Source organism: Streptomyces sp. KR55, from assembly GCF_052245645.1.
GTDB classification, from domain to species: domain Bacteria; phylum Actinomycetota; class Actinomycetes; order Streptomycetales; family Streptomycetaceae; genus Streptomyces; species Streptomyces flavusporus.
This window is the reverse complement of sequence record NZ_JBQQCE010000208.1, coordinates 1-16,144: the sequence shown is the minus strand read 5'-3', so window position 1 is coordinate 16,144 and position 16,144 is coordinate 1. Positions and strand designations below refer to the sequence as shown.

Annotated in this window: 19 protein-coding genes, 1 tRNA gene and 1 pseudogene; 11 read left to right on the top strand and 10 right to left on the bottom strand. The window is 68.6% G+C overall.

Features of this window, described 5'->3' with window-relative positions:
* Positions 1-200: 200 nt before the first annotated feature.
* From ACTWQJ_RS27640 to ACTWQJ_RS27625, 4 genes are all read left to right on the top strand, one after another.
* Entirely contained in the window at positions 201-1,652 is a 1,452-nt protein-coding gene (locus ACTWQJ_RS27640) for an MFS transporter (protein WP_443309257.1), read from the top strand.
* A gap of 105 nt (positions 1,653-1,757) precedes the next feature.
* A tRNA-Pro gene (locus ACTWQJ_RS27635) sits at positions 1,758-1,831 on the top strand.
* A gap of 128 nt (positions 1,832-1,959) precedes the next feature.
* Entirely contained in the window at positions 1,960-2,256 is a 297-nt protein-coding gene (locus ACTWQJ_RS27630) for a phage integrase N-terminal SAM-like domain-containing protein (protein WP_443309256.1), read from the top strand.
* A gap of 67 nt (positions 2,257-2,323) precedes the next feature.
* Positions 2,324-2,707, top strand: coding sequence for a VOC family protein (locus tag ACTWQJ_RS27625; RefSeq protein ID WP_443309255.1), 384 nt, complete (start codon positions 2,324-2,326; stop codon positions 2,705-2,707).
* Positions 2,708-2,969: 262 nt separating this feature from the next.
* Here the strand turns inward: ACTWQJ_RS27625 and ACTWQJ_RS27620 are convergent, their stop codons facing one another.
* Positions 2,970-3,416 (bottom strand): ATP-binding protein, encoded by a 447-nt coding sequence (locus tag ACTWQJ_RS27620; protein WP_443309254.1) that lies wholly within the window; start codon positions 3,414-3,416, stop codon positions 2,970-2,972.
* Positions 3,417-3,947: 531 nt separating this feature from the next.
* Between ACTWQJ_RS27620 and ACTWQJ_RS27615 the strand changes: the two are divergent.
* A pseudogene (locus ACTWQJ_RS27615) lies at positions 3,948-4,397 on the top strand (XRE family transcriptional regulator); the annotation flags it as partial.
* A gap of 168 nt (positions 4,398-4,565) precedes the next feature.
* Here ACTWQJ_RS27615 and ACTWQJ_RS27610 read toward each other — a convergent pair.
* The 4 genes from ACTWQJ_RS27610 to ACTWQJ_RS27595 form a co-directional block, all read right to left on the bottom strand.
* Positions 4,566-4,730 (bottom strand): YciI family protein, encoded by a 165-nt coding sequence (locus tag ACTWQJ_RS27610; protein ID WP_443309258.1) that lies wholly within the window; start codon positions 4,728-4,730, stop codon positions 4,566-4,568.
* A gap of 215 nt (positions 4,731-4,945) precedes the next feature.
* Positions 4,946-6,217, bottom strand: a complete 1,272-nt coding sequence (locus ACTWQJ_RS27605; protein WP_443309253.1) for a hypothetical protein — start codon at positions 6,215-6,217, stop codon at positions 4,946-4,948.
* Positions 6,214-7,104, bottom strand: coding sequence for a homogentisate 1,2-dioxygenase (locus ACTWQJ_RS27600; protein ID WP_443309252.1), 891 nt, complete (start codon positions 7,102-7,104; stop codon positions 6,214-6,216). The genes ACTWQJ_RS27605 and ACTWQJ_RS27600 overlap by 4 nt, the downstream gene beginning before the upstream one ends.
* A complete protein-coding gene (locus tag ACTWQJ_RS27595; protein ID WP_443309251.1) occupies positions 7,089-7,367 on the bottom strand; it encodes a hypothetical protein in 279 nt (92 codons plus the stop codon). Before ACTWQJ_RS27595 ends, ACTWQJ_RS27600 begins: the two co-directional genes overlap by 16 nt.
* A gap of 227 nt (positions 7,368-7,594) precedes the next feature.
* Here ACTWQJ_RS27595 and ACTWQJ_RS27590 point away from each other — a divergent pair, with 227 nt between their 5' ends.
* Both ACTWQJ_RS27590 and ACTWQJ_RS27585 read left to right on the top strand, forming a co-directional pair.
* The gene (locus ACTWQJ_RS27590; protein ID WP_443309250.1) at positions 7,595-8,338 is read left to right on the top strand and encodes a maleate cis-trans isomerase family protein; all 744 of its coding nucleotides are present in this window, start codon (positions 7,595-7,597) and stop codon (positions 8,336-8,338) included.
* Positions 8,339-8,395: 57 nt separating this feature from the next.
* On the top strand, positions 8,396-9,490 hold the full coding sequence (locus tag ACTWQJ_RS27585) for an alpha/beta hydrolase fold domain-containing protein (protein ID WP_443309249.1): 1,095 nt from the start codon (positions 8,396-8,398) through the stop codon (positions 9,488-9,490).
* Here ACTWQJ_RS27585 and ACTWQJ_RS27580 read toward each other — a convergent pair.
* The 4 genes from ACTWQJ_RS27580 to ACTWQJ_RS27565 all read right to left on the bottom strand — a co-directional run bounded on the left by ACTWQJ_RS27580 (position 9,459) and on the right by ACTWQJ_RS27565 (position 12,940).
* Entirely contained in the window at positions 9,459-10,328 is an 870-nt protein-coding gene (locus ACTWQJ_RS27580) for a helix-turn-helix domain-containing protein (RefSeq protein WP_443309248.1), read from the bottom strand. The genes ACTWQJ_RS27585 and ACTWQJ_RS27580 overlap by 32 nt on opposite strands.
* 116 nt (positions 10,329-10,444) lie before the next feature.
* Complete coding sequence (locus tag ACTWQJ_RS27575) at positions 10,445-11,008, bottom strand: NADPH-dependent FMN reductase (RefSeq protein WP_443309247.1); 564 nt, start codon at positions 11,006-11,008, stop codon at positions 10,445-10,447.
* A gap of 164 nt (positions 11,009-11,172) precedes the next feature.
* Positions 11,173-11,889, bottom strand: a complete 717-nt coding sequence (locus ACTWQJ_RS27570; protein ID WP_443309246.1) for an NADPH-dependent F420 reductase — start codon at positions 11,887-11,889, stop codon at positions 11,173-11,175.
* 19 nt (positions 11,890-11,908) lie between these two features.
* Positions 11,909-12,940, bottom strand: a complete 1,032-nt coding sequence (locus ACTWQJ_RS27565; protein WP_443309245.1) for an LLM class flavin-dependent oxidoreductase — start codon at positions 12,938-12,940, stop codon at positions 11,909-11,911.
* Between the two features lie 89 nt (positions 12,941-13,029).
* Between ACTWQJ_RS27565 and ACTWQJ_RS27560 the strand changes: the two genes are divergently transcribed.
* The 3 genes from ACTWQJ_RS27560 (at position 13,030) to ACTWQJ_RS27550 (ending at position 15,177) form a co-directional block, all read left to right on the top strand.
* Positions 13,030-13,503, top strand: a complete 474-nt coding sequence (locus ACTWQJ_RS27560; RefSeq protein ID WP_443309244.1) for a MarR family winged helix-turn-helix transcriptional regulator — start codon at positions 13,030-13,032, stop codon at positions 13,501-13,503.
* Positions 13,504-13,658: 155 nt separating this feature from the next.
* Positions 13,659-14,609 carry an NmrA/HSCARG family protein gene (locus tag ACTWQJ_RS27555; RefSeq protein WP_443309243.1) on the top strand — a complete coding sequence of 317 codons (951 nt, stop codon included), beginning with the start codon at positions 13,659-13,661 and terminating at the stop codon, positions 14,607-14,609.
* Between the two features lie 100 nt (positions 14,610-14,709).
* Positions 14,710-15,177 (top strand): MarR family winged helix-turn-helix transcriptional regulator, encoded by a 468-nt coding sequence (locus ACTWQJ_RS27550; RefSeq protein ID WP_443309242.1) that lies wholly within the window; start codon positions 14,710-14,712, stop codon positions 15,175-15,177.
* A gap of 112 nt (positions 15,178-15,289) precedes the next feature.
* Here the strand turns inward: ACTWQJ_RS27550 and ACTWQJ_RS27545 are convergent, their stop codons facing one another.
* On the bottom strand, positions 15,290-15,661 hold the full coding sequence (locus ACTWQJ_RS27545) for a DoxX family protein (protein WP_443309241.1): 372 nt from the start codon (positions 15,659-15,661) through the stop codon (positions 15,290-15,292).
* 221 nt (positions 15,662-15,882) lie between these two features.
* On the opposite strand from ACTWQJ_RS27545, the gene ACTWQJ_RS27540 reads away from it, so the two are divergent.
* Positions 15,883-16,144, top strand: a 262-nt coding sequence (locus tag ACTWQJ_RS27540; protein ID WP_443309240.1) for a tetratricopeptide repeat protein, incomplete at its 3' end; no start/stop codon positions are given.

Here is a 16,144-nt window from a genome sequence, read left to right as displayed (position 1 = left end):
CACGCCCCCGTCGCAGACACCCCCGTATCGACCCTGCCACGGGCCCTGCACCCGAGTGCACCGCCCGTCCCCTACGCCACACCCCTCCGCGACCGCTCCCCGCGGCCGTCGGCGTGCCCGACGCTGCCCCGCAGCGCGCCCGTCCGTACGTCCGCGCCGGATGACCTCGGCCGCACCTGTCCTGTCCGGAGAGGCCTTTCATGCCCCGCAAGTCCACCCGTCTCACCTTCGCGGTCCTCGCGACCGGTGCCGGCGTCTTCGCCATGCTCCAGTCCCTGATCGCGCCTGCCCTGCCGACGGTCCAGCACGCCCTGCACACCTCGCAGTCCACCGCGACCTGGGTGATGACGGCCTATCTGCTGTCGGCCTCGGTGTTCACTCCGATCCTCGGCCGCGTCGGCGACCTGATCGGCAAGAAGCGCACCCTCGTTGCCGTCCTGCTGACGGTGCTGGCCGGCTGTCTGCTCGCCGCGCTCGCGCCGAGCATCGGTGTGCTGATCGTCGCCCGCGTCGTCCAGGGAGTCGGGGGAGCCCTGTTCCCGCTCTCCTTCGGCATCATCCGGGACGAGTTCGCCCCGGCGCAGGTCAGCGGAAGCATCAGCAACCTGTCCGCGGTGATCGCCGCGGGCGGTGGCGTCGGCATGGTCGCGGCCGGACCGATCGTCTCCGCGCTCGACTACCGCTGGCTGTTCTGGATCCCCGTCGCGATCGTCGCACTCACCACGCTCATCGCCCTGCGGTACGTACCCGAATCGCCCAACCGGGCCGAAGGAAACGTCAGTTGGCTCGGCGCCGCGCTGCTGTCGGCCTGGCTGGTGGCGTTGCTGCTGCCGCTCAGCCAGGCGGGCCAGTGGGGCTGGGGCTCGGCCCGCGTCATCGGCCTGTTCGCCGCTGCCGTCGCCCTGTTCGCGCTGTGGCTGCTGGCCGAGGCCCGCTCCCGCACCCCGCTGATCGACCTGCGGGTCATGCGGCTGCCCGCGGTGTGGACCACCAACACCGCCGCGCTGCTGTTCGGCGCGGGCATGTACGCGATCTGGTCCTTCCTCCCCGGGTTCGTGCAGACGCCCGGCTCCGCGGGGTACGGCTTCGGCGCGAGCGTCACCGAGGCCGGGCTGCTCATGCTGCCGATGCTGGTCGCGATGTTCCTCTCGGGCGTGCTGAGCGGTCGGCTGGAGCCGGTGCTGGGCGCCAAGATGCTCCTCATCACCGGCGCCGCGCTCGGTGCCGTCGCCTGCGGCTTCCTCGCCCTGTGGCACGACCGGCCCTGGCAAGTCGCCTTCGTCGCAGGCGTGTTCGGCCTCGGCATCGGGCTCGCCTTCGCCGCCATGGCCAACCTGATCGTAGGCAGTGTCCCGGCGGCGCAGACCGGTGCGGCCACCGGCATGAACGCCAACATCCGCACCATCGGCGGATCCATCGGCGCCGCGGTGACCAGCGTCCTGGTCACCGGCCGCCTCCAGTCCTCGGGCCTGCCCTACGACTCCGGCTACACGCACGGCTTCGCCCTGCTGGCCGTGCTCTGCCTCGCCGCGGCCCTCGCCGCACTCCTCGTCCCCGCTCGCCGCCCCGGCCGCCCGGCCGTCCCGGCCCGCTCGGCCGACAACGTGCCGGACACCGCACCGGAGCCCGCCACACCCGCCACCCGAGGCTGAGCCCTCGCGGGCGATGGCACGCCCGATCCGTGCCGTCCCGGGGCTGTCACGTGCATGAGGTAGGGTTTACCTGCACGTTCACGCGGCCGCCGCGGGTACGGGCACCGGGACGTGGCGCAGCTTGGTAGCGCACTTGACTGGGGGTCAAGGGGTCGCAGGTTCAAATCCTGTCGTCCCGACGGTGCGAAGGGTCTTCGCAGGCGGGAGCCTGTGAGGGCCCTTCTTCTGTGTGGGTCGCATTCGGGCTTCGAGGTTGAGCATGCCGCTCATCGGCACCTTTACTCGGAGGCCGGCGAAGATGCCGCTCTTGGACTTGAACAAGATCACTGCGGGTCTGTCCAAGACCTGGTCGGGGTTCCTGCGGGACTGGGACCGCTCGCTGCGGTCGGGAAACTATCCGGAGACCACCCGCTACAACTATTTGCTGGCGGCCGCGCAGCTGGCGCGCTATCTGGGGGAGTACTCGCCGGATCCGGACGCCGATGGGGCGGCCGAGGATCCGGTCGAGGTCAGCCGGGCGCATGTTGAGGCGTTCCAGGCGTGGATGATCGAGACGCGGTCGGCGTCGTTAGGGCGTGTATCGGAAGTGCTGCCATGCGCCTGAGCTGTGTGCGCGAAGGCTGAGCGCAACTCGGTGGCGGCTGGAGTGGAAGTGAGGAAGGCTCGCGCGCATGGTTTCGGTATTGCAGAACGTGGCGATTGACTGTGCGGATGCCTACGAGCTGGCCCGGTTCTGGAGCAGGGTGACTGGCCGTCCACTGCATCCGGAGGACAAACCGGGTGACCGGGAGACTCAGGTGCTGCTGGCGGAGGGCCCAGTGCTGCACTTCAACCAGGTGCCCGAGTCTAAGAAGATCAAGAACCGGATCCATCTGTGTTTGCGCCCTGAGACGTCGCGTGAGCAGGAGGTGGAACGGCTGCTCGGCCTCGGTGCCACCTTTGTCACCGATCACCGGAATCCCGATGGCTCTGGCTGGGCAGTCCTTGCTGACCCTGAAGGCAACGAATTCTGTGTTCTTCGCAGCGAGTCCGACCGAGCCGCGATGAGTTCCTGACGCTCACGCGCCATCCTGGCCGGTTTCGTATGGCAGCTGGTCACAGCAACTCGTTGATGGCCGCGATGCGAACGGTCGCCTCGTAGCGGACCGCGAGCAGGCCCAGAGCTGGAACGGCAGGCCCAGTGGCGCATCTCGCCGCCCAGCCGCCGGCCGCTCGCTCCCAGTGGGCGGGCGCAGAGGGCGCAGTCCATGGCCATCTGCTGGCGAGGCCGGAGTCGTGCGACGTCCGGAAGGGGTGAGGGTGCCGTGGCCGGGATGCTCACTCGTCGCCCTCGGTGCGGAGTTCGGCCCAGACCTCTTTGCCCCATGGGCGTCGGCCCGAGCCTTGCAGGTCGTAGCCCCAGCGGCCGGCGACGGCATCGATGAGGAGCAGTCCGCGGCCCGACTCGTCGTCGTCAGCCGCCTGGCTGAGTACGGGCAGACGCGACGGTTCCCGGTCCACGACCCCGACACGTAGTCGTCTCGCGCTCGGCCGCCAGACAATGAGGCGGATCTCGGGACACGGGGTGTGCCTGGAGGCGTTCGCGATCAGCTCTGTGATGATCAGCGCAGCCCGGTCGGCGAGGTCGTTGAGGTGCCATATGGCGAGGACGTCCCGGACAAGCCTGCGGCCGATCTCAGCCGTGGACGGCTCGCACGGGAAGGTCTGGCTATAGGCAGGGTGGCCGACGGACGCGGCTTGAACTGGCGTACTGAGACTCGTCATTGGGGGAGCCTTCGTGTTGTCTCGATGCCCGGCCCACCCCATCGGGGGGACTTCAGGGGCGGGCCGGGCCGTCAACAGCCGTTCGCCCGGTAGGGCGTGGCGAGCGGCCAGCAACAAGACAACTCCCTTTCACAGCAAGGTGATTAGGGCGATCAGCCGTCCACCCGACGGATGGACCTAGGACGATTTGACCCTTCGTTTACCTGGTGGGTGAGGGGGTGTGAGAGCTACCGTGCGTGAATAGACACCACGCGCAACACAGTTCTTGAGGCGTGGATGGCCGAACACGGCTACAGCTCCAACAGCCTTGCTGACGCTGTGAACAGGGCTTTAGAGCGGCTGACCGGCCGGCCTGGCGGCCTCGACGGCTCATCGGTCCGGGCCTGGAAAGCAGGCCGGGTCACGTGGCCCAAATCGGCTACCCGCAAAGCACTTGAGGACGTCAGCGGCCTGCCCGCCATCGCTCTAGGGTTCGTGCCACGGGGCCGGACTCCGTCCACCCCGGCTCCACCGCAGCAGGAGGACCCCGATATGAAGCGCCGTACCCTCGTCGGCGGCATAGCCGCGGCAGCAGCCGCTCCCGGCACCGCATCGCCGCGCCGTATCGGCATGAGCGACGTCGACTGTCTGCAAAAGCGCTTCGCTGAGATCATCGCCAGCGACCACCGCCACGGCGGACAACTCGGCATCGAGCAGCGGGCCGCCGCGCTCGCCGACGAGGCGCTGAACCTCCAGAACGCGGGCAGCGCCACCCAGCGCGTACGCAGCAACCTCTACGCCTCCGCAGCGGCCTTCCGTTCCTCGGCGATGTGGGCCGCCATCGACGGTCGGCGTTACGACGTCGCGAAGGCGCACATGCGCGAGGCCCAGGCCCGCGCCGAGATGTCCGGCGACCAGGCCATCAAGTTCTGGAGTCACGCGGGCACCATGTACCGGCACATGGGCCGCCCCGCCGATGCATTCGCCGCCAACGACGTCGCCGCCCGTGCGGAACCCGCGGCCGGGGTTCCGCACGGGCGGCGCGGGCGAGCACCCGTCGTCAACGCTGGAATTGGCCCAGCGGACGCTCGAGTGGGCGGCGCGCTGATCCTTTCCAGCCGTCCGGGGAAGACGCCGCTCGGTCGCCCTGCCAGCACTGCCTCGGCGGTGTCAGGGCTGCGCCGATCCCCACACGACGTTCCATTCGCGCACGTCCACCGTCGCGCCGCCCGAGCGGACGATGGGGCTCTCTCGGTAGATGTCCTGCGCTTCTTCGAGAGAGTCGCAGCGCAGGATGGCCATACCGCCACCGCCGTCGCTGAACGGACCGGACATCGTGAGGGTGCCTTGCTCGTACAGCTTGGCCAGGAATGCCGACTGCGCCTCACTCATCTCCGGGCTCGGCGGTCCTCCGACGAGTCCGAGCGTCACGACGAACTGCTTCACGTGATCCTCCTGATAGGGCCCACCCAGTCGGTGGTCGTGTTGGGCTGTGTCACCGCGTCGGCGGGGAGGCGCCGCACCGCCTCCCCGCCGACCTGAGGAAGCGGTCAGAGGGTCCGCGCTGCGGGGAAGCGTGCAGCGAGCCACCCGGCGACGAGTCGCAGGGCCTCTTCCCGCTTCGGGAGGGGGGTGGCGAAGTGTTCTGCTTCCACGAACCGGATCGTCTTGTCCTCGGCCGGGCTGGCGTCGAGCTGTGCCTGGCTGTCGTCGGGGAAGACGATGTTGTCCGACGTCAGATTGATCAGGAGGAGCGGCTCGTGGATCGACTTCAGCGACTCGATGAGCTCGGCCCGGGTCGACAGTCCCGACCACGTGCTCAGCCACGCTCGCGGCGTGGCGAGCCTGCCGAACCCACCGGGCGCGTAGTTGATCTGGTCCGGCCGGGGTCCGAGGATCGAGGCGGGCTTACGGGTGGACTTCCAGGAGTGCAGGCTCACGTCCAAGTAGGCCGGATCGGCCTCCGTGCGGTGTACGACCATGTACTGGCCGACCAACACGCGGCGGGTGATGTAGGTGCGCTCCTCCAGCGGCAGGTCCGCGAAGCCCGGCTCCTGCATCTTCTGCTTGTAGCGCCGCTGCTCGTCGATCAGGGCGCGGGCCCGGGCGTCCAGCCGGGCCACGCGGGCCCGCTGCGCCGCCCGGTACCGCTCGAGGAACTCCACGGAGTACTTGCTCGGCTCCGGGGGCTCACGGAACCCGTTCGCCGGGTTGTACATGTCCAACTCCGGGTCCACCGCCAGCGGATCCGCCTCGTCGATCATCGACGGGTCGATGGCGGTCAGCATGAACGAACCCTGGCCCGGATGCGCGGCGATCAGGACGACACCGTCCGCCTTGGGCATCTCCACCGCGTTGAGGTCCAGCGGGTCCCCGGACGCGGTGTCCGTCAGCCTTCCCGGCGGGGGCGTGCTCGCCTGCTGCTGGTAGAACGTCAGCAGCGAACCGCCGCCGCTGTTGCCGAGCAGCACGATCTTCTCGTAGCCCTGCTCGTTCTTGAGGTGGCTCAGCCCCGCCGCCAGATCGAGCAGCAGCCGTTCGTGCTCGATGTCGACGTCGTTGTTCAGGCTTCGGGGCTGGTGGACGTAGAACGCGTACCCGGCCTCCAGGGCCGCGGGAGCGGCGTAGTGGCGGCTCATGTCGCCCCGGGGGTGCGACACCACGACCACCGTCCGCTCGCCGCCCCGGGCGTAGAGGACCCCTCGGGAGCCGGCGCCGTCGGCGGCGGCGAGCGAGATGAGCGTCGTGTCGGTCCCCGCCGGCAGCGCCTCGAAGTCGATCAGGCCGACGGCTGTGGTGCTGACCTGCTTCTGCTGCGTCACTGGGCGTCACTCCTTCCTCGTCCGCCCTCGAAGAAGTGCTCACCCTTGCGCCTGGTGTCCAGGAGCTCCGGGGAGGGCGGCAGCGGGCGCAGCGTGTCCACGAAGACGATCTGCATCTCGTTGCGGTCGCCCGGCTTGAAGTTCTTGCGGAGCTCCTTCTGCATCTGCTCCGGGAAGCCGTGGTGCCGGCCCCGCGGAACGAGGGACATGCCGGCGTGGGCGACGTCCAGGCCCATGACCGGCCCGCGGTGGACGAACGTGAACTCGTCGTAGTCCATGTTGCGGTGGACCGCCGGGACGAGCTCCGCGTCCGGCGCCGTCTCGTAGGGGCGCGGGACCAGGTTGCCCACCATGAAGCTCGGCGTGGCGAAAACGGCGTACGCGGACGGCATGAGGTGGATACGGTCGCTCATGACCGGCCGGTAGTCCCGGATGTTGAGCTTGAAGGGGAACAGGTCGCCCTTCCATCCCTCGACATCGATCGGGTCGAACTCGCAGTACACCGAGCTGTACTCGTTCTGGGACTTGATCCGTACCGGCCACTCGCCGTCCTCGTTGCGGCCGTCACCGAGCTCGTCCAGCGCGGGGGAGGGCACGTACAGCAGGGTCGGGTCGAACGGGGCGCGGCGGCCGAACGGTCCGATGTCGGCGAAGCCGAGCTCCTCGGTCGACTCGACGATCAGGAAGTAGTTCTCCGGGACGGCCGGGCGGATCCGGTAGGTCGTGCCCTTCGGCAGCAGGACGTAGTCACCGGGCTCGTAGGGGATGGGGCCGAACTCGGTGTAGAAGGTGCCGGTGCCTTCGTGCACGAAGTACAGCTCGTCCCCGTCGGCGTTGCGCACCGAATAGGGCATGTTGGCGCTGCGTCGGCTCACCCAGATCGACACGTCGGGGTTGTGGAGCAGCCGCAGCGGCCGCCGTCGGCCTGCGTCAGGTCGGTGGGTTCCACCGCTTCCCCGTCGAAGTCGTATGCTTCCGCGCCCTCCTCGGCGCGCTTCCAGGCGATCGGCTCGTTGCGCCGGTACAGGTGTGCGTCACGGCCCTCGAAGCCCTGCCGGGTGAGCATGTCCTCGTGCAGACCCAGCTCGTCCCGCGTCGTCTCCGCCTGCCGCAGCACCTTGCCCCTGCTGTGGTGAATCCAGGATCGCATCGGCCTCAGTTCCATCGGACGTCCCTTTCCGTTCGGTTCGGCTGCTTGGCATCGACGATGGACGCCGCGGAACCGGCGTGGAACGCCGGGCCGATACTCCGTACTCCCAGGGAGACGCTGCCGAGCCTCGCCCTGCGAGTACGGAGTATCCGCCGGGCGTTCCACCGAGGGGTGCCCGGTGAAACCGTCATGGCCTACCCGCATGCGTTGACGAAAGGTGTACGGCGATGACCTCCTACCGCGTGGGCCTGTTGGTGCCGAGTTCCAACACGACGATGGAGACGGAAGTCCCTGAAGTGCTGCGGCGGGTGGCGGCCGCGACCGGTGACCGGTTCACCTTCCACTCCAGCCGGATGCGGATGAAGACGGTCAGCGCCGAAGAGCTCGCCGCGATGAACGCCGATGCCGACCGCGCCGCCATCGAACTGGCCGACGCGGACGTGGACGTGATGGCCTACGCCTGCCTGGTCGCCATCATGTCCCAGGGCCGCGGCATACACCGCGAGATCGAAAAACGACTGACCAAGACGGCGGCGGACGCAGGAGCCCCGGTGGACGTGAAGTCGAGCGCCGGGGCGCTGGTCGCCGGCCTGCACCACCTCGGCGCCCGCAAGGTCTCCCTCGTCACCCCGTACATGAAGCCCCTCACCGCCCGCGTCGTGGACTACATCGAGGGCGAGGGCATCGAGGTCCAGGACGCGATCAGCCTGGAAGTGGACGACAACCTCGCCGTCGGCCGCCTCGACCAGACCCAGCTGCCGGAGATCGCCGGCCGCCTCGACACCCGCGGCGCCGACGCGGTCGTGCTCAGCGCCTGCGTGCAGATGCCCTCCCTGGACGCCATCCCCGCCGCCGAAGCCGTCGTCGACCTGCCCGTCATCACCGCCGCCACCGCCACCTCCTGGCAGGTGCTGTCCTCCCTCGGCGCCTACGCCCCGGTCCCCGACTCCGGCGCACTCTTCCGCGGCTGACGCGGACACCGTCCTGAACCCACCGAAAATCCACCTGCTGCAAGAAGGAGTCCGTCCGTGACGACGGAAAGTGCTACGGAACTTCGCAACGCCGCACCGGGGCGCCTCGGAGACCCTGAGCTGTCGCTCAGGACCGATCCCCGGGTCCATCCGGGTGTCGTAGCGGCGTTGGCACCGTTCGGGCTCGACGGGCCGGCGGCGGCGCCACCGGTGAGCCCTCGTTCCACGCGAGCGGAACTACTGCAGTTCGCGGAAGGCGCCGAGGCCGCCTTCGAGCCGGTGTTCGAGACACTGATGGCCGGACTGCCCGAGGTCGAAGGGGTCGTATCCGAGACGCACACCGTGGTGGGAGCGGACGGCCATGAGATCAAGCTGTACGTGTCCCGTCCGGAGGCTGCGGAGGGTCCGCTGCCGTGCATTTACCACCTGCACGGCGGCGGCATGGTCATGATGGGGGCGACGGGTGCGGTCTACGACCGCTGGCGGCGCGAACTGGCGGCCACCGGCCTGGTCGTCGTCGGCGTCGAGTTCCGCAACGGCGCGGGCAAACTCGGCCCCCACCCCTATCCGGCCGGGCTGGAGGACTGCGCGACCGGTGTGAAGTGGGTCGCGGAGCATGCCTCCGAGTTGGGCGTGTCGAACATCGTGGTGTCGGGCGACTCGGGCGGTGCCAACCTCTCTCTCGCGCTGGCCATCAAGGCCAAGCGGGAGGGTTTCCTCTCGGCGATCTCCGGGGTGTATGCGCAGTGCCCGTACGTCTACGGCAAGTGGGCCGACGGCAGCGAGGCGCCGCGCTCCGTGGCCGAGTACGACGGGTACTTCAACCATCGCGAGATGATGCAGGTACTCGCCGAGATCTACGACCCTGGTTCGGCACACATCGACGAGGCGACCTGCTGGCCCGCTCGGGCCACCACCGCCGACCTGGAAGGACTTCCGCCGCACGTGATCTCGGTCAACGAGGTCGACCCACTGCGGGACGAGGGACTCGACTACTACCGCAAGCTGCTCGCGGCGGGCGTCCCGGCGAGCGCCTGGATGAATCCGGGCCTGTCGCACGAGGCCGAGATCCTCTTCCGCGCGACGATGCCCGACGTCTACGCCGCGAACGTCCGCAGTGTCAGCGGCTTCGCTCATTCCCTGGCGCGTTGAGCAGGTCGTTGATGGCGGACGTGGTCTGCTCGTCGTACGGCACCCACAGCTGAAGCCAGTGATGGGCCTCTCCGACGAGGAGAACCTCGATCGTGAAGCGCAGGGTCCCGGCATCGGGGTGAAGGAGACGCCGGCTGCCCGGTTGCCTGAACGCGACCGGGTGGGCGGCCCATCTCCGCGCGAACTCGGGCACCGAGCCCAGGTCCTCGACGAGGTCACGGAACTCGTCGTCGGAACCCCAGTCCGGCTGGGCGGACCGGAGCCAGCCGACCAGCTCGTCCGCGATGGTCTCCCACTCGCTGTCGGCGAAGATCCGGCGCGCCCTGGGGTGGAGGAAGTGGAAGCGGCCGAAGTTGGGCCGGTCCTCATCCAGCGCTCCCAGCGGCCTCACCACCGTCTCCCAGGCGCGGTTCCACGCCACGAGGTTGTAGATCGGCCCGAGCAGGCACGCCGGCGTGGGATCGAGATGGTCCAGCAGCGCACGCACTGTGGATCGCGGCTCCTCACCGACCGGGTGGGGAGCCGGGACGAGTGCGGCGCTGTGCCGTTTCATGGCCAGCATCGCCAGGTGCCGCTTCTCGTCGTCGGAGAGCCGCAGCGCCTCCGCGAGCGCGGCGAGCACCGCGACCGAGGGGTTGGTGTCCCGGCCCTGCTCCAGCCGCTCCAGGTACTCGACGCTCAGGCCGGCGAGTGTGGCGAGCTCCTCTCGCCGCAGCCCGGGTGTCCGCCGTCGGCCGGCGGAGCGCAAGCCGACCTGTTCGGGGCGCAGTTGCTCCCGACGCGAGCGCAGGAATCCCGCGAGTCCGTCGCCGTTGGTCATCGCCTGGTGATCCTTCATCGTTCGCGCGGTGAGCGCTCCTCCCGGGTGCCGGATCGGGTCGGAGCCGGATCAGAACGGGGACTGCCCCTGCCGGGCCCGGTGACACCGGGCCCGGCAGGGGCTTGAGCTGTGGCTCAGGCGGCGGCGCGGAGCGGTGCCAGGGCTCCGCTCCAGGCGACGACCTGGTGGAGCAGGGTGTCGAGGGCCTGCACGTTGTAGTCGTTGGGCTTGAGGACGCTGAAGTTCTCGAACTCGGTCATCAGCGACAGCGCCACCTGCTGGCGCACGTCGGCCATCTGCAGTTCGCCGACGACCAGTCGCAGGTGCTCCACGGCCCGGGCGCCGCCGACCCCGCCGTACGACACGAAGCCGACGGCCTTGTTGTTCCACTCGTTGTAGAGGTAGTCGATGGCGTTCTTGAGTACGCCGGACGTGCTGTGGTTGTACTCCGGGGTGACGAAGACGAACCCGTCGAAGGAGGCGATCTTCTCGGCCCACATCTTGGTGTGCTCGTTCTGGTACTGGCCCATCGACGGGGGCAGCGGCTCGTCCAGGTGCGGCAGCGGGTAGTCACGCAGGTCGACGAGCTCGAACTCGGCGTCACTGCGCCGGGAGGCGATGTCATAGACCCACTTGGCCACCTGCTCGCCGTTGCGGTTGGGTCGGGTGCTGCCGAGGATGATGCCGATCCTGGTCATGTAATTCCCTAACGGTGATCGTGGTTGTGGCTGCCTGAACGAAGGTTCGGGAGGTGTGTGGGAGGCGTTCTGGTTCGCGCTCTCTTGCGGTTGTCGTCAGAAGGCCTTGAGCCCCACAACCGTAATTGATGCGTCATCTAAATTAGAGAAGGAAAGGTGACGTGTCAATCTGTTGCTCGAAAGGGTGCTGGAGCAGCGGTCCGGGCGCTGATGACAGTCCGTCCACGCTCCGATTCCGGGAAGCGGTTGAGCATCGCGCGCAGCTCCTCGGCGTCGACGTTGGCGCCGAACGGCTCGGTGCCCGGCTCCAGCCGTACCCCCGAGGCCAGCGGGCCCGCGACGACGGGGTCGAAGCCGAGGTCGTCGACGAGGCGCGAGACGGTGATGAGGTCCTCGGGGTCGTCACCGGCGATGGCGATGGCCTTGCGGCCACGGATTCCGGCGGGCCGGGCCCCGTCCTCGAGGTCGTGGTAGCCCATGTGGTTGAAGGCTTTGACCACGTGTGATCCAGGCAGGTAGGCCTGCACGATCTCGCTCGACGAGGTGCGCGGGTCGGTGAGGTCCGCTCGCACGCCGTCGACCTCCCACCAGTAGTTCATCGCGTCGACGACGAGTCTGCCCCGCAGTGCTTCGGCGGGAATGCTGCGGTACTTGCCGAGAGGGAGGGCCAGGACGGCAAGATCTGATCGCGCCGCGGCTTGCTCCGCGGTGACCGCGACCGCGCCGGGGGTGAGGATTTCGACGGTGAGAGCGATCTTGGCGGGGTCGCCCGATCCGGCGACGAGCACGCGATAACCGGCTGCCACGGCCAGTCGTGCGAGCACGGTGCCGACCTTCCCCGCACCCAGGATGCCGATCGTGCGCACGTCCGTGGTGCCCATGTCTTCTCCGTTCACGGCCTCAGCCTGCGAGGATGTCGCGGACCATCGGGATCACCTGCGTGCCGTACAGCTCGACGGCACGCAGGCGGGCGCTGACCGGCTGTGCTCCGGTGGTGTAGATGAGGTCGAACCGACCGACGCCGAGTGCCCTGATGGCGCGGGCGATCTTGCGGGCGACCGTCTCCGGCGAGCCGATGTAGAGGGAGCCGTGCTCGATCTCGGCCTCGTACTCCTCCTTGCGGACCGGCGGCCAGCCCCGCAGCGCGCCGATGCGGTCCCGGATGACCTTGTAGTGCGGCCAGTGCAGTTCCTTGGCCTCCTCGTCCGTGTCGGCGATGAAGCCGGGCGAGTGCATCCCGACCGGGTGGGCGGTCGTGCCGAACTTGTCGGTGGCGCGCTGGTAGAGGTCGATGTACGGCGCGAAGCGTTCCGGGTTGCCGCCGATGATGGCGATCATGAGCGGGAAGCCGTAGTGCGCGGTGCGGATGACCGACTGGGGCGAGCCGCCCACACCGACCCAGGTGCTCAGGTGCCCGGACTCGGTCTTGGGGAAGACATCGGCGTTGTCGAGCGGGGCCCGCTTGGTGCCGCTCCAGGTGACCGGCTTCTCCTCCAGCAGCTTGGCGAAGAGCTCGATCTTCTCCTCGAACAGCACGTCGTAGTCGCTCAGGTCGTATCCGAAGAGGGGGAACGACTCGGTGAAGGAACCGCGCCCGAGGATGACTTCGGCCCGGCCGTTCGAGAGTGCGTCCACGGTCGCGAACCGCTGGAACACCCGGACCGGATCGTCGGAGCTGAGCACGGTCACGCCGGAGGACAGACGGATCCGCTCGGTGCGGGTGGCGATGCCGGCCAGCACGGTCTCGGGAGTCGAGATCGCGAACTCCGGACGGTGGTGCTCACCGAGGGCGAGGACGTCGACGCCGGTCCCCTCCGCGAGAACGGCCTCCTCGACGACCTGCCGGATGGCCCTGGCGTCGGACACCGGGGTGCCGGAGTCGTCCTCCGGTACGTCGCCGAACGTATCCAGACCGAAGACGGGATCAGACATGGGCGGGTGCCCTACCTTCCAAGTTCGAAGTTGACGCATCAAGCATTGCTGATTATGATTGACATGTCAACAAGAGGGATGGCGACACCATGACAGAGAGACGCAAGCTGTTTCCCACCGCCGAGGAGCTGCGGATCTGGCGCGACTTCATCGAGACGACGGAAGCGCTCCGGTCCGAACTCGCGTCACGTCTGCACAGTGAGTCCTCCTTGTCGCCCGGCGACTACGCCGTGCTCCTCGCGCTGTGCGAAGCGGAGGGGCGCAGGCTGCGCCCCTCCGAACTGGCGGCCCGTATCGGCTGGCAGCGCAGCCGTCTCTCGCACCAGCTGGGGCGTATGGAGCGGCGAGGGTTGATCCGGCGCGAAGAGTGCGTCACCGACAGCCGGGGCGCTGAAGTGGTGCTCACGCCCGAGGGTGCGGAAGCGTTCCGGGGTGCGTCCCTGCCTCATCTGCGGGCCGTCCGGGAGCTGTTCACTGATCCCCTCACGCCGGACCAGCTCGCCGCAGCCGAACAGATCGCGGCGACGCTTCGCGCCCGACTCGAGGCGCTGGGCAGGGTCTGAGTGTGCTGAGTCGCGCTGCCCGGGCCGTACGGCCGTCTGGGTGAAGACGGCTGGATCCCACCCGCAAAGGTTGATGCATCAATCAGGATGCGTTAGCTTCAGCATTAGTTGATGCGTCAACTAGAAGTTTCTCTCCTTGGACAGGGGTAACTGGTATGAGCGACAAGAAGATCATCGCGATCGCCGGAGCGACGGGTGCACAGGGCGGCGGCGCCGCACGGGCGATCCTCGCCGATCCGGATTCGGGCTTTGCGGTGCGCGCGCTGACCCGGAACCCCGACTCGCCCGCGGCCAGGGAGCTCGCCGAGCTCGGGGCCGAGGTCGTGCGGGCGGACTTCCATGACGAGCCGACCGTGCACAAGGCGTTCGAGGGTGCCTACGGCGCCTTCCTCGTCACCAACTTCTGGGCGCACGGCTCGGCGGCCAAGGAGACGGACGAGATCAACGTCCTGGTCCGGGCCGCCAAGGCCGCCGGCCTGCGCCACGTGGTCTGGTCCACGCTGGAGGACACCCGCGAGCTGCTGCCGGTGGACGACGGCCGGATGCCCGTCCTGCAGGACAAGTACAACGTGCCGCACTTCGACGCCAAGGGTGAGGGTAACGAACTGTTCAGGCAGGCCGGAGTGCCGACGACCTTCCTGAACACCACCTTCTTCTTCCAGGGCTTCCTGCAGGGCATGGGCCCCCGGCGCGCCGAGGACGGCGCACTGACGCTGACCCTGCCGCTGGAGGACGGCAAGCTCCTTTCCGGGGTGGATGTGGCGGACATCGGCCGCACGGCTCACGCCATCCTCAAGGGTGGCGAGCAGTTCATCGGCAGCACCATCGGCCTGGCGGGCGATCACCTCACCGGCGCCCAGTACGCGGAGAAGTTGGGGGCCGCGATCGGCGAACCGGTGCGCTTCCAGTCCGTCCCCTACGACGTCTTCCGCACCCTCGACATCCCGGCGGCCGAAGAGATCGGCAACATGTTCCAGTACTACGGCGACTTCGACCGGGAGTTCACCGGCGCCCGTGATCTGAACCGGCTGCGGGAACTCAACCCGGCGCTCAAGAGCTTCGACGCCTGGCTGGCCGAGAACGCCTCGAAGATCGAGGTGAGCTGAATGAGCGCCACAGCTACCGCAGCCAGTTGAGGGCTCGGCGGACGGGCTGAGCACCGCGGATACAGCTCGGTGAACTGTCAACTACGTTTACACTTCCTGTATGGAAGAAACGGTGCGGTGGTTGACGCCAGAAGAGCAGCGTGCGTGGCGGGGCTTTGTCCGGCTGCACGAGAGGCTCGGGGGCCGTCTGTCGCGCTTGCTGCAAACCGAGTCGAACCTGTCGGCCGCCGACTTTGCGGTGCTGGTCCAGCTGACGGATGTGCCGGAAGGGCGGCAGCGGTTTCTCGATCTTGCCCGGGCGCTGGAGTGGGAGAAGAGCCGGATGTCCCACCACATCGCCCGCATGGCGAAGCGTGGGCTGGTGGTGCGGGACGAGTGTGCCGAGGACGGGCGCGGCGCGTTCGTGGTGATCACGGACGCGGGGCGTGCCGCGATCGAGGCCGCTGCCCCGCTGCATGTGGAGGCGGTGCGCACCCTGTTCCTCGACCACGTCACGCCGGCGGAACTGCGGACGCTGGCCGAGATCTCCGAACGGGTGGTGGCGAAGTTGGATGAGGACGCGTCCTGATCCATGGAGCCAGGGGCACATGGCACGGTGGCGCACGGTTCAGGTGTCTGGCGATGGGCGAGCGAGACTGTACCGGCTGCCGCGGGGGCGGCCGGTACAGCCTGGGGCGGGGTCACATGGCCAGTCCGAGCGTCACGGCGGTGGCAATGGAAAGCACGATCAGGATGAAGGGGGCCATGGCGTTCCCCCGGGTGGCGGGGTCGGCGTAGTCACCGGCCTTCGCGTGGAACCCCACTGCGCCGACCATCGTGATCGCGAAGCCGATGGCGGCCGCGATGCCCAGAGGCTGCCAGAAGAGCCCCACGATCAGACCCACGGCGGCGGCCACCTCGGCCAGCCCGATGAAGCGGACGAGACCCGTACTCAGCCCCATGTGCGACTGCAGCCCGGCGGAGACGTCACCTTTGAGCAGCGACTTGGGTGCACCCGCGGCCAGCGTGACGAGGGCGAGGAGCACGCTGAGGACGGCGGCGGTGATGTACATGGGGTGGTTCCTTCCCGTGCGGCCTCCGCTGCGGGCGGTCTGGACGCAGGTCGTGGTTGATTCGTCAACCGCGTACCTTAGGGAAGGTTAGGTGACTCGTCAATCAACGTGTCTGATCTTCCGGACGCAGCCAGCGGAATAGGGGCGTTCCGCAGCGTGTTTACGAGGACCTGCACGCCGCCCGCGACGCCGAGCACGCGGCAGCCAGGAAAGGAGTCCTGATGACCGAGAACTTCAACGACTACCGGGCGAACGGCGGCGTCGCGCCCGACCGCTGGGCAAGCGCCCTGCACCTGTTCGACAACGGCGCCGGGGTCCCGCACGAGGAGACCACCGTCGAACGCTGGGAGCGGGCCCAGCTGCTCTTCGAGGCCAAGGACTACATCGGCGCCGCGAAGCTGCTCGCCGCCGTCGTCGAGGAGGCCCCGGAGCAGACCGGCCCCAGGCTGCTGCTGGCTCGCGCCTACTACCACTCGGCACAAC